The sequence below is a fragment of the Methylophilus sp. OH31 genome (assembly GCF_000576615.1).
In the GTDB taxonomy this organism is placed as follows: Bacteria; Pseudomonadota; Gammaproteobacteria; order Burkholderiales; family Methylophilaceae; genus Methylophilus.
Genome location: NZ_BAUS01000004.1, coordinates 97,260 through 117,031, shown reverse-complemented (window position 1 = coordinate 117,031; position 19,772 = coordinate 97,260). Strand labels below are relative to the sequence as shown.

At 49.5% G+C, this 19,772-nt stretch carries 14 protein-coding genes and 1 CRISPR repeat array; of the genes, 7 read left to right on the top strand and 7 right to left on the bottom strand.

Annotated elements, in window-relative coordinates; genetic code table 11:
• The first annotated feature begins 101 nt into the window (after positions 1–101).
• Positions 102–566: an Hsp20 family protein gene (locus OH31_RS07145; protein ID WP_019880755.1), complete on the top strand. Its 465-nt coding sequence runs from the start codon at positions 102–104 to the stop codon at positions 564–566.
• A gap of 122 nt (positions 567–688) precedes the next feature.
• Positions 689–2,353 carry an energy-dependent translational throttle protein EttA gene (gene ettA / locus OH31_RS07140; protein WP_024930190.1) on the top strand — a complete coding sequence of 555 codons (1,665 nt, stop codon included), beginning with the start codon at positions 689–691 and terminating at the stop codon, positions 2,351–2,353.
• Positions 2,354–2,542: 189 nt separating this feature from the next.
• A CRISPR array of direct repeats spans positions 2,543–3,316; the repeat unit is 37 nt; unit sequence GTTGTAGCTCCCTCTCTCACCCCGGATGATCTACAAT.
• A 63-nt stretch (positions 3,317–3,379) separates the two neighbouring features.
• On the opposite strand, the gene cas2 is transcribed toward ettA, so the two are convergent.
• Genes cas2 through cas9 form a run of 3 tightly spaced genes read right to left on the bottom strand, consistent with a single transcriptional unit; the run spans position 3,380 to position 8,008 of the window.
• Positions 3,380–3,712: a CRISPR-associated endonuclease Cas2 gene (gene cas2, locus OH31_RS07135; protein ID WP_036298882.1), complete on the bottom strand. Its 333-nt coding sequence runs from the start codon at positions 3,710–3,712 to the stop codon at positions 3,380–3,382.
• 2 nt (positions 3,713–3,714) lie between these two features.
• On the bottom strand, positions 3,715–4,620 hold the full coding sequence (gene cas1 / locus OH31_RS07130) for a type II CRISPR-associated endonuclease Cas1 (protein WP_024930188.1): 906 nt from the start codon (positions 4,618–4,620) through the stop codon (positions 3,715–3,717).
• Entirely contained in the window at positions 4,607–8,008 is a 3,402-nt protein-coding gene (gene cas9, locus OH31_RS07125; RefSeq protein ID WP_024930187.1) for a type II CRISPR RNA-guided endonuclease Cas9, read from the bottom strand. Before cas9 ends, cas1 begins: the two co-directional genes overlap by 14 nt.
• A 280-nt stretch (positions 8,009–8,288) precedes the next feature.
• Between cas9 and OH31_RS07120 the strand changes: the two genes are divergently transcribed.
• The gene (locus OH31_RS07120; protein ID WP_024930186.1) at positions 8,289–8,624 is read left to right on the top strand and encodes a YegP family protein; all 336 of its coding nucleotides are present in this window, start codon (positions 8,289–8,291) and stop codon (positions 8,622–8,624) included.
• A 17-nt stretch (positions 8,625–8,641) separates the two neighbouring features.
• On the opposite strand, the gene OH31_RS07115 is transcribed toward OH31_RS07120, so the two are convergent.
• Positions 8,642–9,460 carry an SDR family oxidoreductase gene (locus OH31_RS07115; protein WP_024930185.1) on the bottom strand — a complete coding sequence of 273 codons (819 nt, stop codon included), beginning with the start codon at positions 9,458–9,460 and terminating at the stop codon, positions 8,642–8,644.
• Between the two features lie 58 nt (positions 9,461–9,518).
• On the opposite strand from OH31_RS07115, the gene OH31_RS07110 reads away from it, so the two are divergent.
• Both OH31_RS07110 and OH31_RS07105 read left to right on the top strand, forming a co-directional pair.
• Positions 9,519–9,893, top strand: a complete 375-nt coding sequence (locus OH31_RS07110) for a DUF6394 family protein (protein ID WP_019880750.1) — start codon at positions 9,519–9,521, stop codon at positions 9,891–9,893.
• 60 nt (positions 9,894–9,953) lie between these two features.
• The gene (locus tag OH31_RS07105) at positions 9,954–11,612 is read left to right on the top strand and encodes a TrkA family potassium uptake protein (RefSeq protein ID WP_024930184.1); all 1,659 of its coding nucleotides are present in this window, start codon (positions 9,954–9,956) and stop codon (positions 11,610–11,612) included.
• Between the two features lie 886 nt (positions 11,613–12,498).
• On the opposite strand, the gene OH31_RS07095 is transcribed toward OH31_RS07105, so the two are convergent.
• The 3 genes from OH31_RS07095 to argS form a co-directional block, all read right to left on the bottom strand.
• Complete coding sequence (locus OH31_RS07095) at positions 12,499–13,146, bottom strand: thiol:disulfide interchange protein DsbA/DsbL (protein ID WP_024930183.1); 648 nt, start codon at positions 13,144–13,146, stop codon at positions 12,499–12,501.
• 83 nt (positions 13,147–13,229) lie between these two features.
• Positions 13,230–13,820 carry an SPOR domain-containing protein gene (locus OH31_RS07090; protein WP_024930182.1) on the bottom strand — a complete coding sequence of 197 codons (591 nt, stop codon included), beginning with the start codon at positions 13,818–13,820 and terminating at the stop codon, positions 13,230–13,232.
• Between the two features lie 42 nt (positions 13,821–13,862).
• The gene (argS, locus tag OH31_RS07085) at positions 13,863–15,521 is read right to left on the bottom strand and encodes an arginine--tRNA ligase (protein ID WP_024930181.1); all 1,659 of its coding nucleotides are present in this window, start codon (positions 15,519–15,521) and stop codon (positions 13,863–13,865) included.
• A 59-nt stretch (positions 15,522–15,580) separates the two neighbouring features.
• Between argS and OH31_RS07080 the strand changes: the two genes are divergently transcribed.
• On the top strand, positions 15,581–17,854 hold the full coding sequence (locus tag OH31_RS07080; RefSeq protein ID WP_024930180.1) for a primosomal protein N': 2,274 nt from the start codon (positions 15,581–15,583) through the stop codon (positions 17,852–17,854).
• A 138-nt stretch (positions 17,855–17,992) separates the two neighbouring features.
• The gene (locus tag OH31_RS07075; protein ID WP_024930179.1) at positions 17,993–19,699 is read left to right on the top strand and encodes a ShlB/FhaC/HecB family hemolysin secretion/activation protein; all 1,707 of its coding nucleotides are present in this window, start codon (positions 17,993–17,995) and stop codon (positions 19,697–19,699) included.
• The last annotated feature ends 73 nt before the right edge of the window (positions 19,700–19,772 follow it).

The following is a 19,772-nucleotide window of genomic DNA, read 5'->3' as shown; positions in this document are numbered from 1 at the left end:
CCTTGAAAAAATAAAGCGAATTCCCATATTGAACATACAGATGCTTGCAGTTTAAGGTCTGTGAATCATGTTAATCGCTTTATTTTTAAAAGGATCAACCCATGCGTACTTATGACTTAAGCCCTTTCTACAGAACCGCGATTGGTTTTGACCGTTTGGCTAAAATGCTCAACGAAAACCAGCGTAGTGAAAACGAAATCAGCTATCCGCCTTATAACATCGAACTGGTCGACGAAAACGCCTACAAAATTGTGATGGCCGTCGCCGGGTTCCAGCAGGACGAGTTGGAAATCGAAACCGAACATCAGGCTTTGCGTGTGACTGGCCGCAAAGCGAAAAGGGAGCAGGAAACCACCTTTTTGCACCGTGGTATCGCCACGCGTGATTTTGAACACAAGTTCCAGTTGGCTGACCATGTCAAAGTGACCGGAGCCAACCTTGAAAACGGCCTGTTAACCATTGCCCTGCTGCGTGAAATCCCAGAGGCCTTGAAGCCACGCAAAATCGAGATCGGCACACAAGCACAAGCCAACACCACGTTTATTGAACAACGTGCCGCCGCTTAAGTGATGGCAAAATAAAAAAGGGCCGAAAGGCCCTTTTTTCATGTCGAATACTTTTATCTACAAGCTAATTTTGACCGCGCGTATTAAAATACGCACTTTCAATCACCGTCCCGGAATTTCTCATGGCGCAATATGTGATGTCCATGCTCCGCGTGAGCAAAATCGTGCCGCCCAAACGGCAAATCATTAAAAATATCTCCTTGTCATTTTTCCCGGGTGCCAAAATCGGCCTGCTGGGTTTAAATGGCTCGGGTAAATCCACTGTGTTGCGCATCATGGCGGGTGCCGATAAAGAGTACGAAGGCGAAGTACAATGGCAGCCTAATTTGTCCATCGGCTATTTGCCGCAAGAGCCTCAGCTGGATCCGGACAAAACTGTGCGTCAGGAGGTCGAAGCTGGTTTGGGTGCCATCATGGAAGCCAAGCAAAAGCTGGAAGAGATTTACGCGGCTTATGCCGAGCCAGATGCTGATTTTGACAAACTGGCCGAAGACCAGGCCAAGTATGAAAATATCCTCGCGGCCAGCGGCAGCGATGTCGAGCAACAGTTGGAAATTGCCGCCGATGCGCTGCGCCTGCCACCATGGGATGCCGTGATCGGACCATTGTCCGGCGGTGAAAAGCGCCGTGTGGCCTTGTGTAAATTGCTGCTCTCCAAACCGGATATGCTGTTGCTGGATGAGCCGACCAACCACCTGGATGCGGAGTCTGTGGACTGGCTGGAACAGTTCCTGGTGCGTTTCCCGGGCACCGTGGTTGCCGTTACCCATGATCGCTACTTCCTTGATAATGCTGCTGAGTGGATCCTGGAACTGGACCGTGGCGAAGGTATTCCATGGAAAGGTAATTACTCAAACTGGCTGGAGCAAAAAGAAGACCGCTTGGCACAAGAGCAGAAACAGGAAGATGCCCACCGCAAAGCCATGAAGCAAGAGCTGGAATGGGTGCGCCAGGGTGCAAAAGCACGCCAAAGCAAGAGCAAGGCGCGTCTGGCCCGTTACGAAGAAATGTCCAGTGTTGAGTACCAGCGCCGCAATGAAACACAGGAGATTTTTATTCCGCCAGGCGAGCGCTTAGGCAATCAAGTCATTGAGTTTAATAATGTCTCTAAAGGCTTTGGCGACCGTCTGCTGATTGATAACCTGTCGTTCAGCATTCCGCCCGGTGCGATTGTCGGTGTCATCGGCCCTAACGGTGCCGGTAAATCCACCCTGTTCCGTATGTTGCAAGGTCAGGAGCAGCCGGATAGCGGTGAAATTATCACAGGGCCAACCGTCAAGCTGGCAGCCGTTGACCAGTCGCGTGAAGGCTTAGATGACAGCAAAACGGTGTTTGACGTGATTTCTGGTGGCCTGGATATGTTGAACGTTGGCAAGTTTGAAATGCCAAGCCGTGCCTATATTGGCCGTTTTAACTTCAAAGGCGGTGATCAGCAAAAGGTCGTTGGCCAGCTTTCTGGCGGTGAACGTGGCCGTTTACACCTGGCCAAAACCCTGATTTCTGGTGCCAACGTCTTGCTGCTGGATGAACCATCCAACGACCTCGACGTGGAAACCCTACGTGCGTTAGAAGACGCCTTGCTGGAGTTTGCAGGTTGCGTACTGGTGACCTCACATGATCGATGGTTCCTCGACCGGATTGCGACGCATATTCTGGCAGCGGAAGGTGATTCGCAATGGACCTTCTTTAACGGTAACTACCAGGAATACGAAGCCGACAAGAAAAAACGGCTGGGTGAAGAAGGCGCCAAACCCAAGCGTATCCGCTACAAACCGATTGCACGTTAAGATAAAAACTCACTCCCTGGGATTTTGGAAAAAGGTTTATCAGGCGTAATATTTGCTATTTAATTTTGAGGGGCGTTTGTCCTTCTATGGTGAAGAGGCTGCGGTTGTGCATAAACCCTCAAATCTTAGCCATGAAAGCGACTATGCACAGTCGCTTTTTTTATATATCCATTACGCTAATCTAGAAGTAGGATAGCTCCCTCTCTCACCCCGGATGATCTACAATCAATCAAGTTAAACCCTCGTCATGCAGAGGGTTGTAGCTCCCTCTCTCACCCCGGATGATCTACAATCCATCGGGTTGCCCATGCGTCGATAATCATGTTGTAGCTCCCTCTCTCACCCCGGATGATCTACAATAAGTTCTGTTTCCATAGTGTTATGCTCGACGTTGTAGCTCCCTCTCTCACCCCGGATGATCTACAATCAAATGCGATGCTTATAGCAGTCACTCCGCGTTGTAGCTCCCTCTCTCACCCCGGATGATCTACAATTATATTGTCTTGGTTGCCACACATTGCAGCGTTGTAGCTCCCTCTCTCACCCCGGATGATCTACAATTTTGGGATAGCTGCTCGAACGACTACGTGGGTTGTAGCTCCCTCTCTCACCCCGGATGATCTACAATTTTGATTTCAGTGATCGTACTGTTTTTAAAGTTGTAGCTCCCTCTCTCACCCCGGATGATCTACAATACCGGCAGAAATAACAGAACCGAGGCCACCGTTGTAGCTCCCTCTCTCACCCCGGATGATCTACAATCAGAGGATTGGCGGTTACAACGTTTGATCCGTTGTAGCTCCCTCTCTCACCCCGGATGATCTACAATATGCTGGTTGAACACGTGATTGCGACGCTGGTTGTAGCTCCCTCTCTCACCCCGGATGATCTACAATGACAAAGGCGATGGTCCCGATGCTACGCCAGTTGTAGCTCCCTCTCTCACCCCGGATGATCTACAATAGGCTCTCACCAAACCCGCACCAGCTAACACCTGGGGCGGGTTTAATTTTTTAAAACAATGATTTAAAACAGAAGAAGCTGGTCTGATTTGACCTTTTTTTCTTGAAAAAGCGGCAGCCCAACCAGTAACTTCATGCTGGCATACTGCTTTTCTGTCACGCTTAAACAGCGCACTGAGCCTTCAGGTGGCAAGTTATCTGCTAATCGTTTGAGATGTTTATCGAGCGCATCATTACCATTGATTAGACGGCCATAAACCGAGAATTGAATCATGTCGTAGCCATCGTTGATCAAAAAACGTCTAAAAAGTGTGTAGGCTCTACGTTCAGCCTTGGTCACAACAGGGAGGTCAAATAATACTAGCAATCGCATATATCGTCTGGTCTCCCCGCTCATGGTTAATACTCTAGTTGATGTTGCTCCAAGCCTATGAGCATGGGCAGCTCTAATAACTCAGGCGTGCCACCATCCAGGACTCGGGCAAGACTTTCTACAGTATGCTCAATGGCTGATAACACTGACATGGTGCCACGCGGCATCGCAATATCTATATTGAGCAGATTAACCAATGTCGCCTTGTGTAGTGGCGTTAAAGCATCATTTGCTGGCATGGGCATGTTTTTGACACATAAATCCACTAATGGGCGGAATGGCTCTATAAGGTCATCAGCCAGATTAAATGCATTTTGTTCACTGGCATGAAAAATACCCATCGCAGGCATCATGCCATGTGCAACCAGGCCGCGTGCAATCGTGCCGCGCAATACGGCATAACCATAATCTAGCGCTGCATTAGTAAAGCTTTCTTGCATACGTTTGAAGCCTTTACCAAAAAGCTGTGGAAAGTAAAAAGCAGCGGCTTGGCCTTCCATATTTTCAATATCACCAGATCGCACTCGCCCAACGTAAGACTCCAAGCGATCAACACCATCGCGCCCGCAAAGGCGTAAACAGGCCGATTGATTTGCAATTTTTCGTCGTATGATTGCTGCCCAGGTTTGTTTGGACTTTGGCTTAGGGAAGTCTAACTGTAGGCGCATCCATTTATTGGCGCGTGAATGCGAAAGATAAGGCAAGAAAATGCCATTTGGCTGATGATTATCACCTGTGGAAAATAAGCTGATGCCATATTCACCACAGGCAGAAAGTACTGGGTGGGTGAGAGTGATCTCTCTGTTATTGAGCACAATGACAGCGATATCTTCAAACGGCACAAAGGCTGTTTGCGTTTGCTCAATCGCCAGCGAAAAATGCTCACGCCGTAGCTTGGCTGGTTGAGAGATAACTACGCTACGCCAAGTCATTGCGGGTTTCCTTTGGTGCTGGATAGATATTACCTAAAACATCTACATTAAACTTCTCCACATTTAGAGCAGTTTTAACCCCAATACTTCTTACCAAACCATCTTTACCTACAGATGCATTGCGGTCATGTACCCATAAACTGACGGATGCTGTTGCGCGGTCACAGCCTGAATAATAGCCCTCTCGTAACTCATTTTTAAGGGTTATTCTTACAAAATCATTAGGATAGAGAGAAAAGCAGAAATCAAATGTTTCATCCACTAATGACCAGTCTCCCTCTTCTTTATTAGCCACAATCGCTCGATTAGGCAATCCAGTCACTCGATGATGCACATAGACGGGTACAAGGTGAAATTTCCCTGCTTTACTAAATACATCCACCCGTAGCATAGAGTCGTTTTTCGCCACACCTCCCCGAATCGGAATGCCTGATAATTTATCAATTACGGCAGTGACTGTGCGTACGACTGGGCCCGGTGTGTCATCATTGGTCGGTTTGCGAGGTAAAGCTCTTAAGCCTTCAATTTCGGCTTTTTCCTCGCTGGTTGTCTCACGTTTGTCTTTACCTCGGCCCAAGCTTGCTTCAATCTCCTTCGCACGCTTTTCTCGATCATCCCTGCCTTTAAGCCACTTGGTAATCTCGGCATACAGCTTTTGATTACGGTGCGGGTCAATTAACTTATCCAGGTCTGATAGTTTCAAATCGGTCACGGCTATTTTCTGCGTCACACTCCCAGTTTTCGCCAGTTTCTCTGATTGTCCATAAATGGTCTCTTTATGGGCGGCACCGCTATTCCTGCGCTGAGGTGCGCGCGAGACGAATAATGTTTTAACATTCTCCAGCGCATCAGCGCCATAGCCCATATTTTGTAACTCATTACGCAATGCTGGTAAATCATCTGCGAAAAGCCTCGCTTGTAACTCTTGTCTAAAGTGTAGCCAAGGGAATGGGAAATGTTGCTCAAGTTGTGTGTACATGGCGTGGTTTGCTACTTCGCCTGTCGTGATATCCACAAAACCTTCGCGAGCAGTTTCAAGCTCCTTACGTCTTGAGTAATCCGCCAGGCGTTTAACCATGCCATGGCTACAAGCTGCGACGATGGCAGCATCCAAAGCGTGGTGCCTGTCTGAATCGGCACGCACTTTGACTAAACCCCAACGTGCTCTTAAGAATGAAGTTAACTGACCGTTCACGACCACGCAGCGTTTACTGTCACTGGTATCTGCCAGTTTGAGGTAACGCTCGATATAGTTTTTGAAAAAACGGCAGATATAACGAGTGTCATTCAGATTGCGTTCACTAAACTCCCTGGCCGCTTCTTCGCCAAAGTCTTTTCTTAACAGTCGGTTGCGTTTGGCCTGGCGATAGGTTTTGTTGGAGTTTACAAAAGCCACATACTCAAGCCAGCGCAAATTATTCTGGGCACCTCCCAAGTATTCATAAGGCGTCATATTGCCTTTGTTTCTGTTTTCGGCAGCCAGCACTAATACGCGGTTACTTTTACTGTCATCGTAGCTACGTGAATATGGCAGGGCATGGTCGACTTCTGCATACCCCATTTCAAATAAGCGATTGATATCCAGCGCTTGTAATGAGTAGGCACACTTGCCATGTTGCTCTCGGTAAAGCTGCCACTTCTCAAAGTCACGGCCTTTCAATTCGCCAGTAGTATTAAATTCAAGGTTAAAGGTTGTACGATCTTTTTCGTTGCGATCCCTGTATTCGTCCTGTGCTTTTTTAATATCGCGCCTATCATCAAACGATTTTGATAAATCGCGTGCCATTTCAATATGCACCTGATCTGGCGAGCCATATTTTTTGATCAGGGCATTGACCACTTTTCTCGCCTGATTTAATGCTCGCAGCACAACCGGGTTGCGTGGGATATCCAGGTCTTCGTTAAATTTCAGGCGACCATCTCTATCGCGCCCGCTGTAAAAAAGGGGCAGGTATTGAAACTCATCTGTGCCTGTGTGATGCAGTTGACTATGGTGATATCTGGCCGCCAAGCAGGCTTCGTCATAGCGGTGGCCTTTTTCCATGTGCGGCAGTATGTTGTACAGCGCTTTAAGGGAAAGATTACTAAATTGCTCGAACCGCACAGTTTGTAATACTTCAACCATGCAAGATTTATTGGGTAAATCCAGTTTGTTTAATTCCCGCTCAACCTCCTCATCTTCTTTGTAAATACTCAGGACTCTGGCAATTTCATCGTAAAGCTGTGCCTTACCATCTAGTGCATCCACTGCTATCTTCTGCCACTCGCTCTCTAAATTGGCTTCTTTCATGGCTTTGCGCAATTGTTGCCAGGCAGGTAATTTAATCAGTTTCTCATCTTCCGGGTCTTTGGCTTTTTCCTGTTCTGATTGGCTAGGATAAACCAATCCGGCAAAACGGAATTCATTTGTCAGGCCAGCTTTTACCAATGCTTTGCGAAATTGCTTATAGGTAAAATCGCTGCTCTGGTCATAGGGCAGCTGAATAGCAAGTACGCGTTCTGCTGGTGTCAGCGCACGTTTTTCACCATCAATAATTAAACGGCAATTATTTAGTCGGGTTAACCACACATGGCGTTCTACAGTAAAGCTGGCTTTAGGCGCACGATATTCGTCTTTCTCAAATGTACACTTACCTAACATTTTCAAAAGCGCTTCACCAGATAGCGCAGGCTTTTGTGCCCATAGCAACCCATGCTTGCGCTCAAGCAATTTATCTTCGAGCGTACTAGATGCACTAAGATTGCCCAATGCGCGCTGACGATCAAAAAGCAATTGCAACTCGGTGGAAAGTAACTCGCGTGATAAGGCTTTGCTATAGTCACCGCGTTTATTGCGTTGCGCATCCGGAAATTCAGTGATGACCATTTCAGCTGCCGAACGATAACCTTTGTCCTGCATCAGTTTTTTGGTGCCTGCCAAACCTTTTTTGACCGCGCCACCTTCTTTGTCATCGTCCGCTTTTTTCTCTTCGGCTTTGCTCAGCCAGTGAAAGCCACGCTGTTTGCACAGATGGTAAATGACTCTGGCCCATTCTTCGTGGTTGAGTTTTCTATCCAGTGCTTCAACACGCAATTGCCATAAATTAGGCGTTGTAAATCCTTTGGCAGGTGGTTGTTTGAGTATATTCACATCAGAAATTAACCCCTCACGTTTTAATAGCCGTGCGAGCTTGGTTAATCGCCATGCGCGCCTTCTCAAACGTCGTCGCAATAAACGTGCTGATCTACGGGCCAGATTGAGTGATTCACCTTTGTCTGCTGTTTCGGCTTTATCAAAACAACGCACTCCCAAATCAATAATTCTGTTTTCCCCTAATAGCGCCCAGCCGACAGAAGCAATGCCAATATCCAAGCCAATGCTATATTTCAAAGCTTGCTTGCTATTCATATTCTTATTCCTTATTATTGAACCGTTGTGGTCATCCGGGGTGAGAGCCGTTGCTACAATAAAGAATCGAAAGATTCTGTATCCAAGCCCAGCCTTCGTGCTGGGCTTTCTATTGCCTGTATCTTAATAAAAGTCAGCCATGCATTTTTAAGAATGTAAATTATTGTTGACGGCATTTATGTAAACTAATGTAAAATTTATATCGGCAATATCATTTTTTTTCTGTAAAAAGTGCTTTAATGGTTGCGCAGTCTTTAATTGTTTATCAAAGGAGCGAGCGATGGCAGGTTGGTTTGAACTAACAAAAAGTGATGCAAACGGTCAATTTAGTTTTGCATTGAAGGCGGGTAATGGTGAGCAGATTCTTAAAAGCGAGCAATACACCACCAAAGCGGCGGCACAAAACGGCATTGAGTCTGTGCAGAAAAACAGTCCGCTGGATGAGCGTTATCAGAAGCTGACGGCCAAAGATGGCCGCCCTTATTTCAATTTACTGGCAGGTAATAGCCAGGTCATTGGCACCAGCCAGATGTATTCTGCGGAGGCTGGGCGTGACAATGGTATTGCTTCGGTGAAAACCAATGGTTCCACTGAAACCATTAAAGACTTGACCTAGCCAACTCCGCGTAGGGATTAAAGCCTCGCCTTGTGCGGGGCTTTTTTCATAATAAGATCCCACACGCACGCGGGTAATAAGCGCATCAGGCGTGCCACCAGGCCCATTTGCCACGGAATAATGATAAAGCGCCGTTTGGCTGCAATGGCCCGCTGTGCTTTGCGTGCAAATACATCGGCAGCCATTAAAAACGGCATGGGATAGGTGTTGATATCGGTCATTGGCGTGCGGATATAACCAGGCGCAATGGTGGTGACGGCGATGCCGTATAACTGCATTTCCACGCGCAGGCTTTCCAGGTAAGTGATGGCGGCAGCCTTGCTGGCACTGTATGCGCCCGAGCCTGGCAGGCCGCGAATACCGGCAACACTGGCAATGCCAACCAGTTGCGCAGGCTCCCCTTGGCCAGCAGCGGTTTTCATGGCCTCAATCAAAGGCTGGAAGGTATGTACCAGGCCCATGACATTCGTCTCAAATACCGCTTGGAACGCCGGGATATCTTCGGCAAACTCGGTTAAGGTGCCACGGCTGACCCCGGCGTTGCCGATGACGATATGCGGTGCGCCAAAGCGTTGTAAAAAGTCCTGCGCCATGGACTGCATTTGCGCGGCGACACGCACATCTACGCAATAAATCGCGCAGGTGGTTTGATATTGCTGCTTTAAACCGTCAGCCAGTGTCTGTAAGGCGGTTTCATTTCTACCACATAAGGCGATCTGTAGTTGCTCACCATATTGTTCAGCATAGGCGGTTGCCATCGCAGCGCCAAGGCCACTGGAGGCGCCGGTAATTAAAACACGCATGGCAGACACACTATTTTTCGACATAAAAAACATCGCAGTAAACAAATTTTAATCGGGTAGAATGCCATAAAACAATGCTTGGGGAAACGTAATGAATTTGGAAAAAGTGATTTTTGGCTTTTTTATTATTCTGGCCATGACACTCAATTTCGGTTTTTTTGTCGGCGAAATTGATAATCCGCAACACCATTTGCATTACGAATTATATGTGGCGATTGTGGTCAACCTGATTGCCACCGTCCTCAAGTTTGGTGACCGCACCCAGATAGGTGCGATTCATCTGGCGACCAGCCTGGTTGCTGACATACAGCTGATTGCTGCAGCGATTATCTGGGTAGTGGCCGGGAGCAAAGGCGCAGAGCCGGAGGTGATTGTGGGCATTGTTTCCTTGTCTGGCGGTGCTTTTCTGGCCAATATCACTTCAGTGATTCTGCTGATCTACGAAACCGTGACCCTGCGCCGCTAGCGTGCATTAACGGAGACAGCGGTGAGTCTCAATCAAATCATCTTTCTGATTTTGCGGCGTATGCGTGCGCCGCTGCTGATGGTCATCATCAGTTATGCCATCGCCATGATCGGTTTCGTGCTGATCCCTGGCTTAGATGATCATGGCCAGCCTTATCGCTACGGTTTTTTTGATGCGTTTTATATTCTGAGTTATACCGCGACCACCATTGGTTTCGGTGAAATCCCCTACCCGTTCACCACGCATCAGCGTTTGTGGATGACTTTTTCGATCTACCTGACAGTCATTTCCTGGTTCTATGCCATCGGCGCGATCATTGCGCTGTTTCAGGAATCCGCCTTAAAGCTGGCGTTTAAAAACGCCATGTTTCAGCGTGATGTGAGAAACCTGATGGAACCGTTTTACCTGATTTGCGGCTATGGTGAAACAGGTGGTGAACTGGTGCGGGCGCTGGATAAAAATGAACTACGCGTCGTGGTGCTGGAGATTTCGCCGGAGCGTATCAATGAACTGGAAATGACCGATTACCAGTTCTATATCCCGCATTTGTGTGCAGACGCTAAATTGTCAGAAGTGTTGCTGTATGCCGGCATTAAAAACCCGATGTGCCGTGGCGTGGCTGCCCTGACCGATGATGACCATGCCAACCTGGCGATTTCGGTGGCCGTGAAACTGATCAAGCCAGATTTGCCGGTACTGGCGCGTGTGCAAAACGATGTAATTGCCGCCAATATGGCGTCATTTGGTACTGACCGTATTATTAACCCTTACAATATTTTTGGCGAGCATCTGGCCATGCGCTTAAACGCGCTGGGCACCTATTTGTTGCACGAATGGCTGACCAGGGCGCCGGGAGATGCGATTGCTACGCCAGCACCCGTGCCGCAAGGGCATTGGATCGCCTGTGGTTTCGGGCGTTTTGGCAAGTCGGTAGTCAGCAGTCTGCAAAATGGCCAGATGCATGTCACCGTGATTGAGGCTGATCCGCAGGGCACGCAATGTGAAGACTGTATTATTGGCAGCGGCGTTGAATCGCACATTCTGCAGCAGGCTGGGGTAGAGCATGCGGTGGGGATTGTTGCCGGGACCGACAATGATATTAATAATTTGTCGATTGTGATGACAGCACTCGAACTGAATCCAAAGCTGTTCGTCATCATCCGCAAAAACAAACGGCATAATGATCCGCTGTTCCAGCACTTTAATGCCGATATTACCATGCAGCCCAGCGATGTGATTGCTCACACCTGTTTGTCTTATATGGTGTCACCGATGCTGGCGGAGTTTCTGGTAACCGCCAGGCATCAGGGTAACGCCTGGGCCAATGCCGTGATTGCGCAACTGGTTTCAAAATTAGGCGAGCAAGTGCCTGATACCTGGGATATCACCATTACAGGCGACATGGCCGTGGCTGTATGCGCCTTGATGGAGCAAGGCATACACCCTGCGCTCAAGCATTTGATGATGCGCCCGGCCGGACAGCAGCTACATGAAATGCCGGTGGTGCCATTGATGCTGGTGCGTGGCGAGCAAAAGATGTTATTGCCGGAGTTGTCCACACCGTTGCAAATTGGCGACACGATTTTATGTTGTGGTCTGGATCAGGCCAAATCGATACAACGTTTTGTGATGCATGATATTAAGACATTGCATTATCTAGTGACGGGGACGGAAATGCCGGAAACCTGGATTGGGCGTTGGTTGAAGGCGGGTCGTTAACGTATTGGTTTGGATGGACTGATAAGGTGATTGTTAGATTTCCTTTCTTTTCCGACGTAACAGTATTTCGTGAGCATTTGTTTCGCCTTTTCGGCGAGTTACTTTTCTTTGCTTGCAAAAGCGAAGGGCATATTAGTAGTAAGTTGCTTGGTTATTTAATGAGCGATCTATTTCGCCTCTAGGCGACCTTCTTTCTTATGCTTGTCCATAAGAAAGAAGGCAAAGAACAAGACACCCCAACTTCCGCTTGATTCCTGTGCTACTCGGTTTGCCGGCCGACCATCGAAACTCGCCCTGACAAGCCACATAAAACGTGGCTTGTTGCGGAACTCGGACAGCCGATGGCCGAAGACTCCCGCCAACCCTGCGTTGCTCGGCGCGGCAGATGGGGACCCCGAACACCCGCGAGCGCCACCGTTTAGCAGGTTTAACAAAAGAATCCGGTTTTTAAACCGTCCAAACTAAATCCATGCAAGTTAGATGAGATAAATCCCATCCCATCACGCTGAGTAGCGGAGACAAAGTGGGAGTAGTCGGCCATCGGCTGTTCGAGTTCCGCGGTGGCTTGCGGGTTGTGCAAGCCGCTAGGGCGAGTTTCGATGGACGCCCACTTTGTTGAGCAACGCAAGGAAGCCTTTAGGCCGTGATGGCTGGGTGTCTTCCTCTTTGGTTACTTTCTGGGGGACAAGCACCAGAAAGTGACTCGCCTAAAGGCGAAAGAAAACGCTAGCAATGTGTGTGGTTGTTTAATGAACTGGTTTTGCCCTCGGCGTGTATCTGTGTTCATCGGTGGTCAATGAAATAGCTTTTTTAGTCTTTCGAAGCATCAAAACAAAAACGCCTGATGTTGGTGACATCAGGCGTTTTTTTAATTCAAGCTGCTGGCTTATTTCTTACCGGCAGCTCGGTCTTTACGCACATTTTGAATAATGAAATCTGCGGTTTGCAGGGCCGCTTCATTACCACCGGCCATAGAGCTACCGGTGATGAATTTACCGTCGATAATCAGGGCTGGCACGCCGGTCGCGCCCGAAGCGCGGAACGTTTGCATGGCTTTATTCATTTGCATGTTGACGGCAAACGATTTGAAGGCCTTTTCTACTTTAATCTTGTCTAACCCGCCCTGCTTGATGACCCAGTCAATCACTGCGGCTTCGTCAGATTGTGGGCTCAGGGCTTTGCTTTTGTGGATAGCATCAAATAACTGGCTATGCAGTTTTTCAAGCACGCCAAGCTCTTGCATAGCAAAGTAAGTTTTAGCCAATGGTGCCCAGTTGGCATTGGGCAGCGCTGGGATGCGTTTGAAATAAACATCGGCTGGCAGTTTTTTCACCCAGGCTTGCAGTGGCTGTTCCATGTGGTAACAGTGCGGGCAGCCGTACCAGAACAATTCCATGACTTCGATTTTGGCCGGTTGGTCGGTTGTGATTTGCTGCGCAACCTGATCAAACTGTTCACCCATTTGCGGGTCTGCCAGTGCTGAGGTCGCGGTAAAGCCAGCCCAAAGCATCAAACTCAACAACATATTTTTCATAAAGTCAGTTTCCTAAAGTTTTGTGGAACATCATGCAATAACGTGGCAGCTGTGCGTACGATGACAACGCGATGACAGCGGCATTAATGGGTTGAAGATTCGATATTGACCTTGATCAGATTGGCCTGGAAGCCATTGGTTTCCAGATCGTGGCTAATTTTGTTGATTTTGGCCAAGTCATTGAGCGGGCCAATACGCACGCGGTGCATGGTGCCTTTGTTGGGGATTTCTGCCGTTTGCACAAATGCTTCAAACCCGACCAGTGCCAGGCGGGTTTTGAGATTGTTGGCATCATCTTCTTTGGCAAAGGCGCCGACTTGCACAAAATAGCTTTCTTGCTTGATGGTCGGGTTCTTTTTCACTTGCTGTTCACTGATCTTGCTCTCGGTGTCGGGCAAAATGGTGTAGAAATCAAACTTGTTAGGGTCCTCAATAGAAGCGCTACCGGGTTTGACTTCTTCTTCGGTGACGGTGCTCTTGATCGGGATTTCTTGCTGGCCCTCGTCTTTTTTGAACGCGCTGGAAAATGGGCTGTGATCACCTTTGATGTAGATAATCAGTGCCACGGTCAGCGCGACACCCAAAAACAGGCCGACCAGCAGGCCGTTAAAGAAAGTGCTGCCGCTGCTTTTGCTTTTTGCTTTGGCTTGTGAGGGTTTGTAGTCGCGACTCATTGTAAGGTTAACCAATCAATTCAGCAGTCATTAAAGGGATGCTTACATTTTTTCCGGCGCGCCAACGCCCAATAATGCCAAGCCATTACGCAACACCGTGCGGGTGGCGGTGATCAGCGCCAAACGTGCCAGTTTGACTTGTTCGTCATCCACCAAAAATTTGGTGTCATTGTAATAACTATGCAAGGCACTGGCTAGCTCCTTGAGGTAGTTGGCCACCATATGCGGTGCCAATGCCTGGCAGGCACTGCTCACCACTTCAGGGTATTGTCCCAACGCTTGCATCAGCGCTGTCTCTGTGGCGCTTTGCAGCGGTGATAGTTCAGCCGCCGCTAATTTGGCCACGTCACCGTTCCACTGGTTGAGGACGCTACAGATACGCGCATGTGCATACTGAATATAATAGACTGGGTTATCGTTGGTTTGCGCGCGCGCCAGGTCGATATCAAATACCAGTTGCGAGTCCGGGCTACGAGCCGCCAGGAAATAACGCGTGGCGTCGCAACCGACTTCTTCAATCAGGTCGCGCAAGGTGACGTAGCTACCGGCGCGTTTGGACAGTTTGACCTCTTCGCCACCACGCATGACGGTGACCATCTGGTGCAGTACGTACTCCGGCCAGCCTTGCGGGATGCCGACATCCAGGGCCTGCAAGCCTGCGCGTACACGGGTAATCGTGCTGTGGTGGTCTGCGCCCTGCTCGTTGATCACGCGTTTAAAACCACGATTCCATTTTTCGCGGTGATAAGCGACGTCGGGCACAAAATAGGTAAAACCACCTTCTTTTTTGCGCATGACGCGGTCTTTATCATCGCCAAATTCGGTGGTGCGCAGCCATAAGGCGTCATCCAGCTCGTAGGTGTGGCCGCTGGCAATCAGTGATTGCACAGTGTTTTCTACTTTGCCTTCGCTATATAAGGCACTTTCGAGTGAAAACACATCAAATTTGATCTGGAAGGCTTGCAAGTCCAGGTCTTGCTCGTGGCGCAAATAAGCCACGGCAAACTTGCGGATGGACTCGGTATCTGCCACATCGCCGCTGGCAGTCACTTGCATATCGTCAGCAATAATGGTGGCTTTGGCCAGGTAGGCTTGCGCAATATCGACGATATAGTCGCCGCGGTAGCCGTCTTCCGGGAAGCCTGCATCGTCAGGGTTGATACCTTGCACGCGCGCCAATACTGACTTGGTCAGGTTGTCGATCTGGGCACCGGCATCGTTATAGTAGAACTCACGGGTCACTTCCCAGCCATTGGCATCCAGCAGGCGGCACAAACAGTCGCCCACCGCTGCACCCCGGCCATGGCCGACGTGCAAAGGCCCGGTCGGGTTGGCTGAGACAAATTCCACTTGCACTTTTGCCGCCTGGCCAGCCTGGTTGCGACCAAACGTAGCGCCTGCTTGCAGCACTTCGTGCACAATTGCCTGCTTGCTGTCAGCCGATACAAAGAAGTTAATAAAGCCTGCACCGGCGATATCGACTTTGCTAATGACATTATTGGCAGGTAAGGCATCAATAATCTGCTGTGCAATCGCGCGCGGATTTTGCTTTAAAGGCTTGGCCAGTTGCATGGCGATATTAGTCGCAAAATCACCATGGTCGGCAGACTTTGGCCGTTCAAGAATGATAGTGAGGCTGGAGGTATCTTCTACCAGCGGTTTCACTGCTTGCAGAATGAGTGCTGTGATCGTTTGTTTCAAGGTTAAAATGGTGCTGAATAATCAAACCGCCATTTTAACCTAATTAAGCATTTTCACCCATGTGTTCAACTGTCACCGACCTTCAGGCCGCAACCCCCGCCAGTATTGTGCGTGTGGTGCTCGACGTGCCACTGGATCGCCAGTTTGATTATTTAAACCCCGGCTTGCCAATCTGTGCCGGCAATCGCGTCGTGGTGCCTTTTGCCGGGCGGCAATTGGTGGGCATCGTCATGGCGCTGCTGAGCGAAACGGATGTGCTGCCACACAAGCTCAAAGCTGTGCTGCAAGTGTTTGAAGACGTGCCGTTTGATGTGGCGACCTTGAAGCTGCTGCGGTTCTGCGCCGACTATTACCATTATCCTTTTGGCCAGACGGTGCTGGCGAGCTTACCACTGCGTTTGCGTCAGATTAAGCCGGCAGTGACACGCAAAATGTGGCTGTATCGGCTGGCGCAAAGCATTCCGGACGACTTGATTGGCAAAAGGCAGCAAGTGCTGGCCAGGCTGGTTGCGTCCCTGCGCCAGCATGATGAATGCAGTGAAGCGATGTTGGCTGAGGTGTCTGCCACCTGGCGTAAAGCCATGCAGCCATTGCTGGATGGTGGTTATGTCTCCAGACGCGAAGTGATTGCCACGCGACCTTCCCTGCCTGCATCAGATCTGGAACCGACACTGAATGATGAGCAGGCACAGGCGGTGAACGCGATTTTGGGTGAGTTAAATCGTTTTCAACCCTGGTTGTTATTCGGTGTCACCGGCTCGGGTAAAACCGAGGTCTATATTCGTTTGCTGCAAACCGTGCTCGCGGAGCCGCAGGCGCAAGCACTGATCATGGTGCCTGAAATCAACCTCACGCCACAACTGGAGAGCCGTTTTCGTCGTCGCTTAAGCCAGTTTCTATTGGTGACGCTACATAGCCATTTGAGTGAGAGTGAGCGCTTGCAAAACTGGCAGGCGGCGCAGTCCGGCGCTGCGCGTATTGTCATCGGCACGCGTTTGAGTGTATTCACGCCTATGCCGCATCTGAAATTAATGATTCTGGATGAAGAGCACGATACTTCGTACAAACAGCAGGATGGCATGCGTTACCATGCGCGGGATGTCGCGCTGGTGCGCGCCAAGCAATGCGGAATCCCCGTTGTGCTGGGCAGTGCGACACCTTCGCTGGAAAGCTGGTACAACGCGATGGGTGACCAGGGGCAAAGTGTACCGAATGCAAAAAAAGCGGGTTACCGTTTGCTGACGCTGACCAAGCGGGCGGCGGCCCAGGCAAAATTGCCGCGTATTTTTTGTATTGATACTACGCACAGCCCGCCAGAAGCCGGGCTGACGCCGCAATTAAAACAGGCCATTGAACTGCGTTTGCAGCGCGGAGAGCAAAGCCTGCTGTTTATTAATCGCCGCGGTTATGCACCGGTATTGCATTGCTCCGCCTGCCAATGGCTGGCGGATTGCCGCCGCTGCTCTGCCAAGGCGGTATTGCATTTGCGCCAGCGCGTCTTGCGTTGCCATCACTGCGGTGATGAGCAGCCGATTCCGGTGCAATGCCCAAGTTGCGGTAATCCTGATTTGCGCCCGGTTGGCCAGGCCACGCAGCGGGTTGAAGAAAGCATGCAGCAGCTGTTTCCGCAAGCGCGCGTCGCCAGGGTGGACCGCGACACCATACAGGCCAAGGATGCTTTAACGGAGCTGTTGTCCGCGGTACATGCGGGTCAAATTGATATTTTAATCGGGACGCAAATGCTGGCCAAAGGCCATGATTTTGCCAATTTGACGCTGGTGGGTGTGCTGGATATAGACAGTGCGTTATATAGCCCGGATTATCGTGCTAGCGAGCGCCTGTTTGCCCAGCTCATGCAAGTGGCGGGCCGGGCTGGTCGCGGCGATAAGCCCGGTGAGGTGTTGATACAAACTGCTTTTCCGCAGCATGCCTTGTTTGCCGCCTTGCGCGAGCAGAATTATGCTGCTTTTGCTGACGATTTATTACAGGAGCGTATGGCCATGCAGTTTCCACCCGCCACTTATATCGCGGTGATGAAGGCAGAAGCGGCCGATTACGGTTTGGTCAATCAGTTTTTGACTGACTTTAGCCAGGCGGCCAGGCGCTATGTCACCGCACAGGCGGCAGCCCTGTCTGACCAGCCTTTGGTCTATGACCCGGTGCGTCCCGGCATTGCCAGACTTAACCGCATGGAGCGCGGGTATGTGATGTTGCAGTCTGCACATCGCGGCGCCTTGCAGCAGCTACTGCAAGTGGCAGTAGACTGGGTCAGGACACATCCGCTGCAAGCAAAAATCCGTTGGGTGCTGGATGTCGATGCCTTGGAGTACTAGCAAAAGTTACAAATATGCTACTAAATAGACTTTTATTTGTAAAAGAACGTTAGCATTTGACTGTTTTTTAAAGTAAATTTTGGCATTGTTATACTATTGAAAAGATTATAGATTTTATAAAGCTTGTGGGGAGTCATCTTGAAAAAACAATTAAAGCGTATAGGCCTGTTGCAGTTACTGGCATTGGGTTATACATCGCAAGTACTGGCTGGGGGTGTATCCTTGCCGGACATTCAGCAAAACTTACCTAGACCGGTATTGCCTGAACCAAGACCCATTCTGCAGGTGCCTGCAGAAACACCGGTACCAGAAAAGAAACAAAAAAAATCCAGCCTCAAGATTGTTGTAAAGGAATTTAAATTTTCCGGCAACAAGCAGTTTTCAGATGAAGTGCTGGCGGCGCAACTTGCGCACCTGACCGGCCATGAAATTGGCATGCGTGAACTGAATGAAGCCGTAGGTACAGTTCGTAACTACTACCGCCAGCGCGGCTATATGCTGACGCAGGTCTATTTACCGACGCAGGATTTGCAGAAAACCACAGAAGCAGAAGCCGTTGTTGAGCTTTCTATCCTGGAAGGCACTTTGGGCGATGTCAAAGCGGAAGCCGGCGAGGGCCTAGATCAGGCTTATTTCCAGTCATTGTCAGAGTACGGCCTGAATAAAGGTGATGTGCTCAATGAGCGCAACTTGGTGCGTAACATTATGGTGATGAACGGTTTGCCTGGCATTCAGGTGACTTCACAGTTGAACCCTGGTGAGGCTGTTGGTAGCTCGGATGTGGCCGTGGCGGTGGAACCACGCATCCCTCGTGTCACTGGTTTTGTCAGTGCGAATAATTATGGCAACCGCTACACAAACCGTGAAACCTTAGGCTTTGGTGTTGCCGTCAATAACCTCCGCGGCCGTGGTGACCAACTGGCGGTGGTCGGTAAGGTTTCCAGAGATGAAGGTCAGCGCTCATTAAGCAGCTTGTATTTTACCCCGGTAGGCGACGCAGGCACGATTATGAATCTGGCCTACAGCTATGTGGATTACAAACTTGGCGGTGAGTTTAAACAGTTTGATGCGTCTGGTGATGCCCATTATTTTTACGGCTCGCTTGAGCATCCATTACTGCGTGAAACCAAAAAAGGCGTTGCATTCAAGGTCGGTGGCAACTACAAGATTTTAGATGATGATGTGGGCACGTCGATTAATAATCGTCGCGATATTAGCAGCCTGGAATTAGGCCTGGTTGGTGACTGGATTAATGATATCGGCAGCGTGGCTTATCAATGGAGCTTTTTGGTTACAGGCGGTAACGTTTCATACAAAGACGGTGCGGCAAAAGCCAATGACAAAAACCAGCTGGATACGCAAGGTAGCTTTATCAAATGGAACTGGACCTCTAGTCGCACGCAGGTGTTTGAGAATGGTGTGAACTGGATCGTGCGTGCTGATTACCAGGGTGCCGGTAATAACCTGGATATTGCAGAACGATTCGCCATTGGTGCCATTAACCGTTGGCGTCAATACTCGGAAATCCCAAGCCAGGCTGATCAGGGCTGGATGGTGGGCACGGATGTACGCAGAACTTTTGTATCTAGCGCCGCTGATGTCACACCTTATATTCAGTCTGTGACGCCATTTGCATTCTATGATGCAGGTCGCGGCAAGCTCAACCATGACCCGATTGGGAGCAGTAACTATGTGAGATCTAACACGGTTGGCGTGGGTACGGATATTCAGTTTCCTGGCCAATGGATCTTAACAACTACCTATACCCAGCAAAAACGTGATCTGGATGGTGCGGCCAGCAACACAGAGTATCAACTCTGGGGCCAGTTAAGAAAAAACTTCTAGTTTTAAATCTGTAGTAAACAATGACCCGGGCAAAAGCCTGGGCAAAAAAATAAGTAGCCTGCGTAAGTGTGGA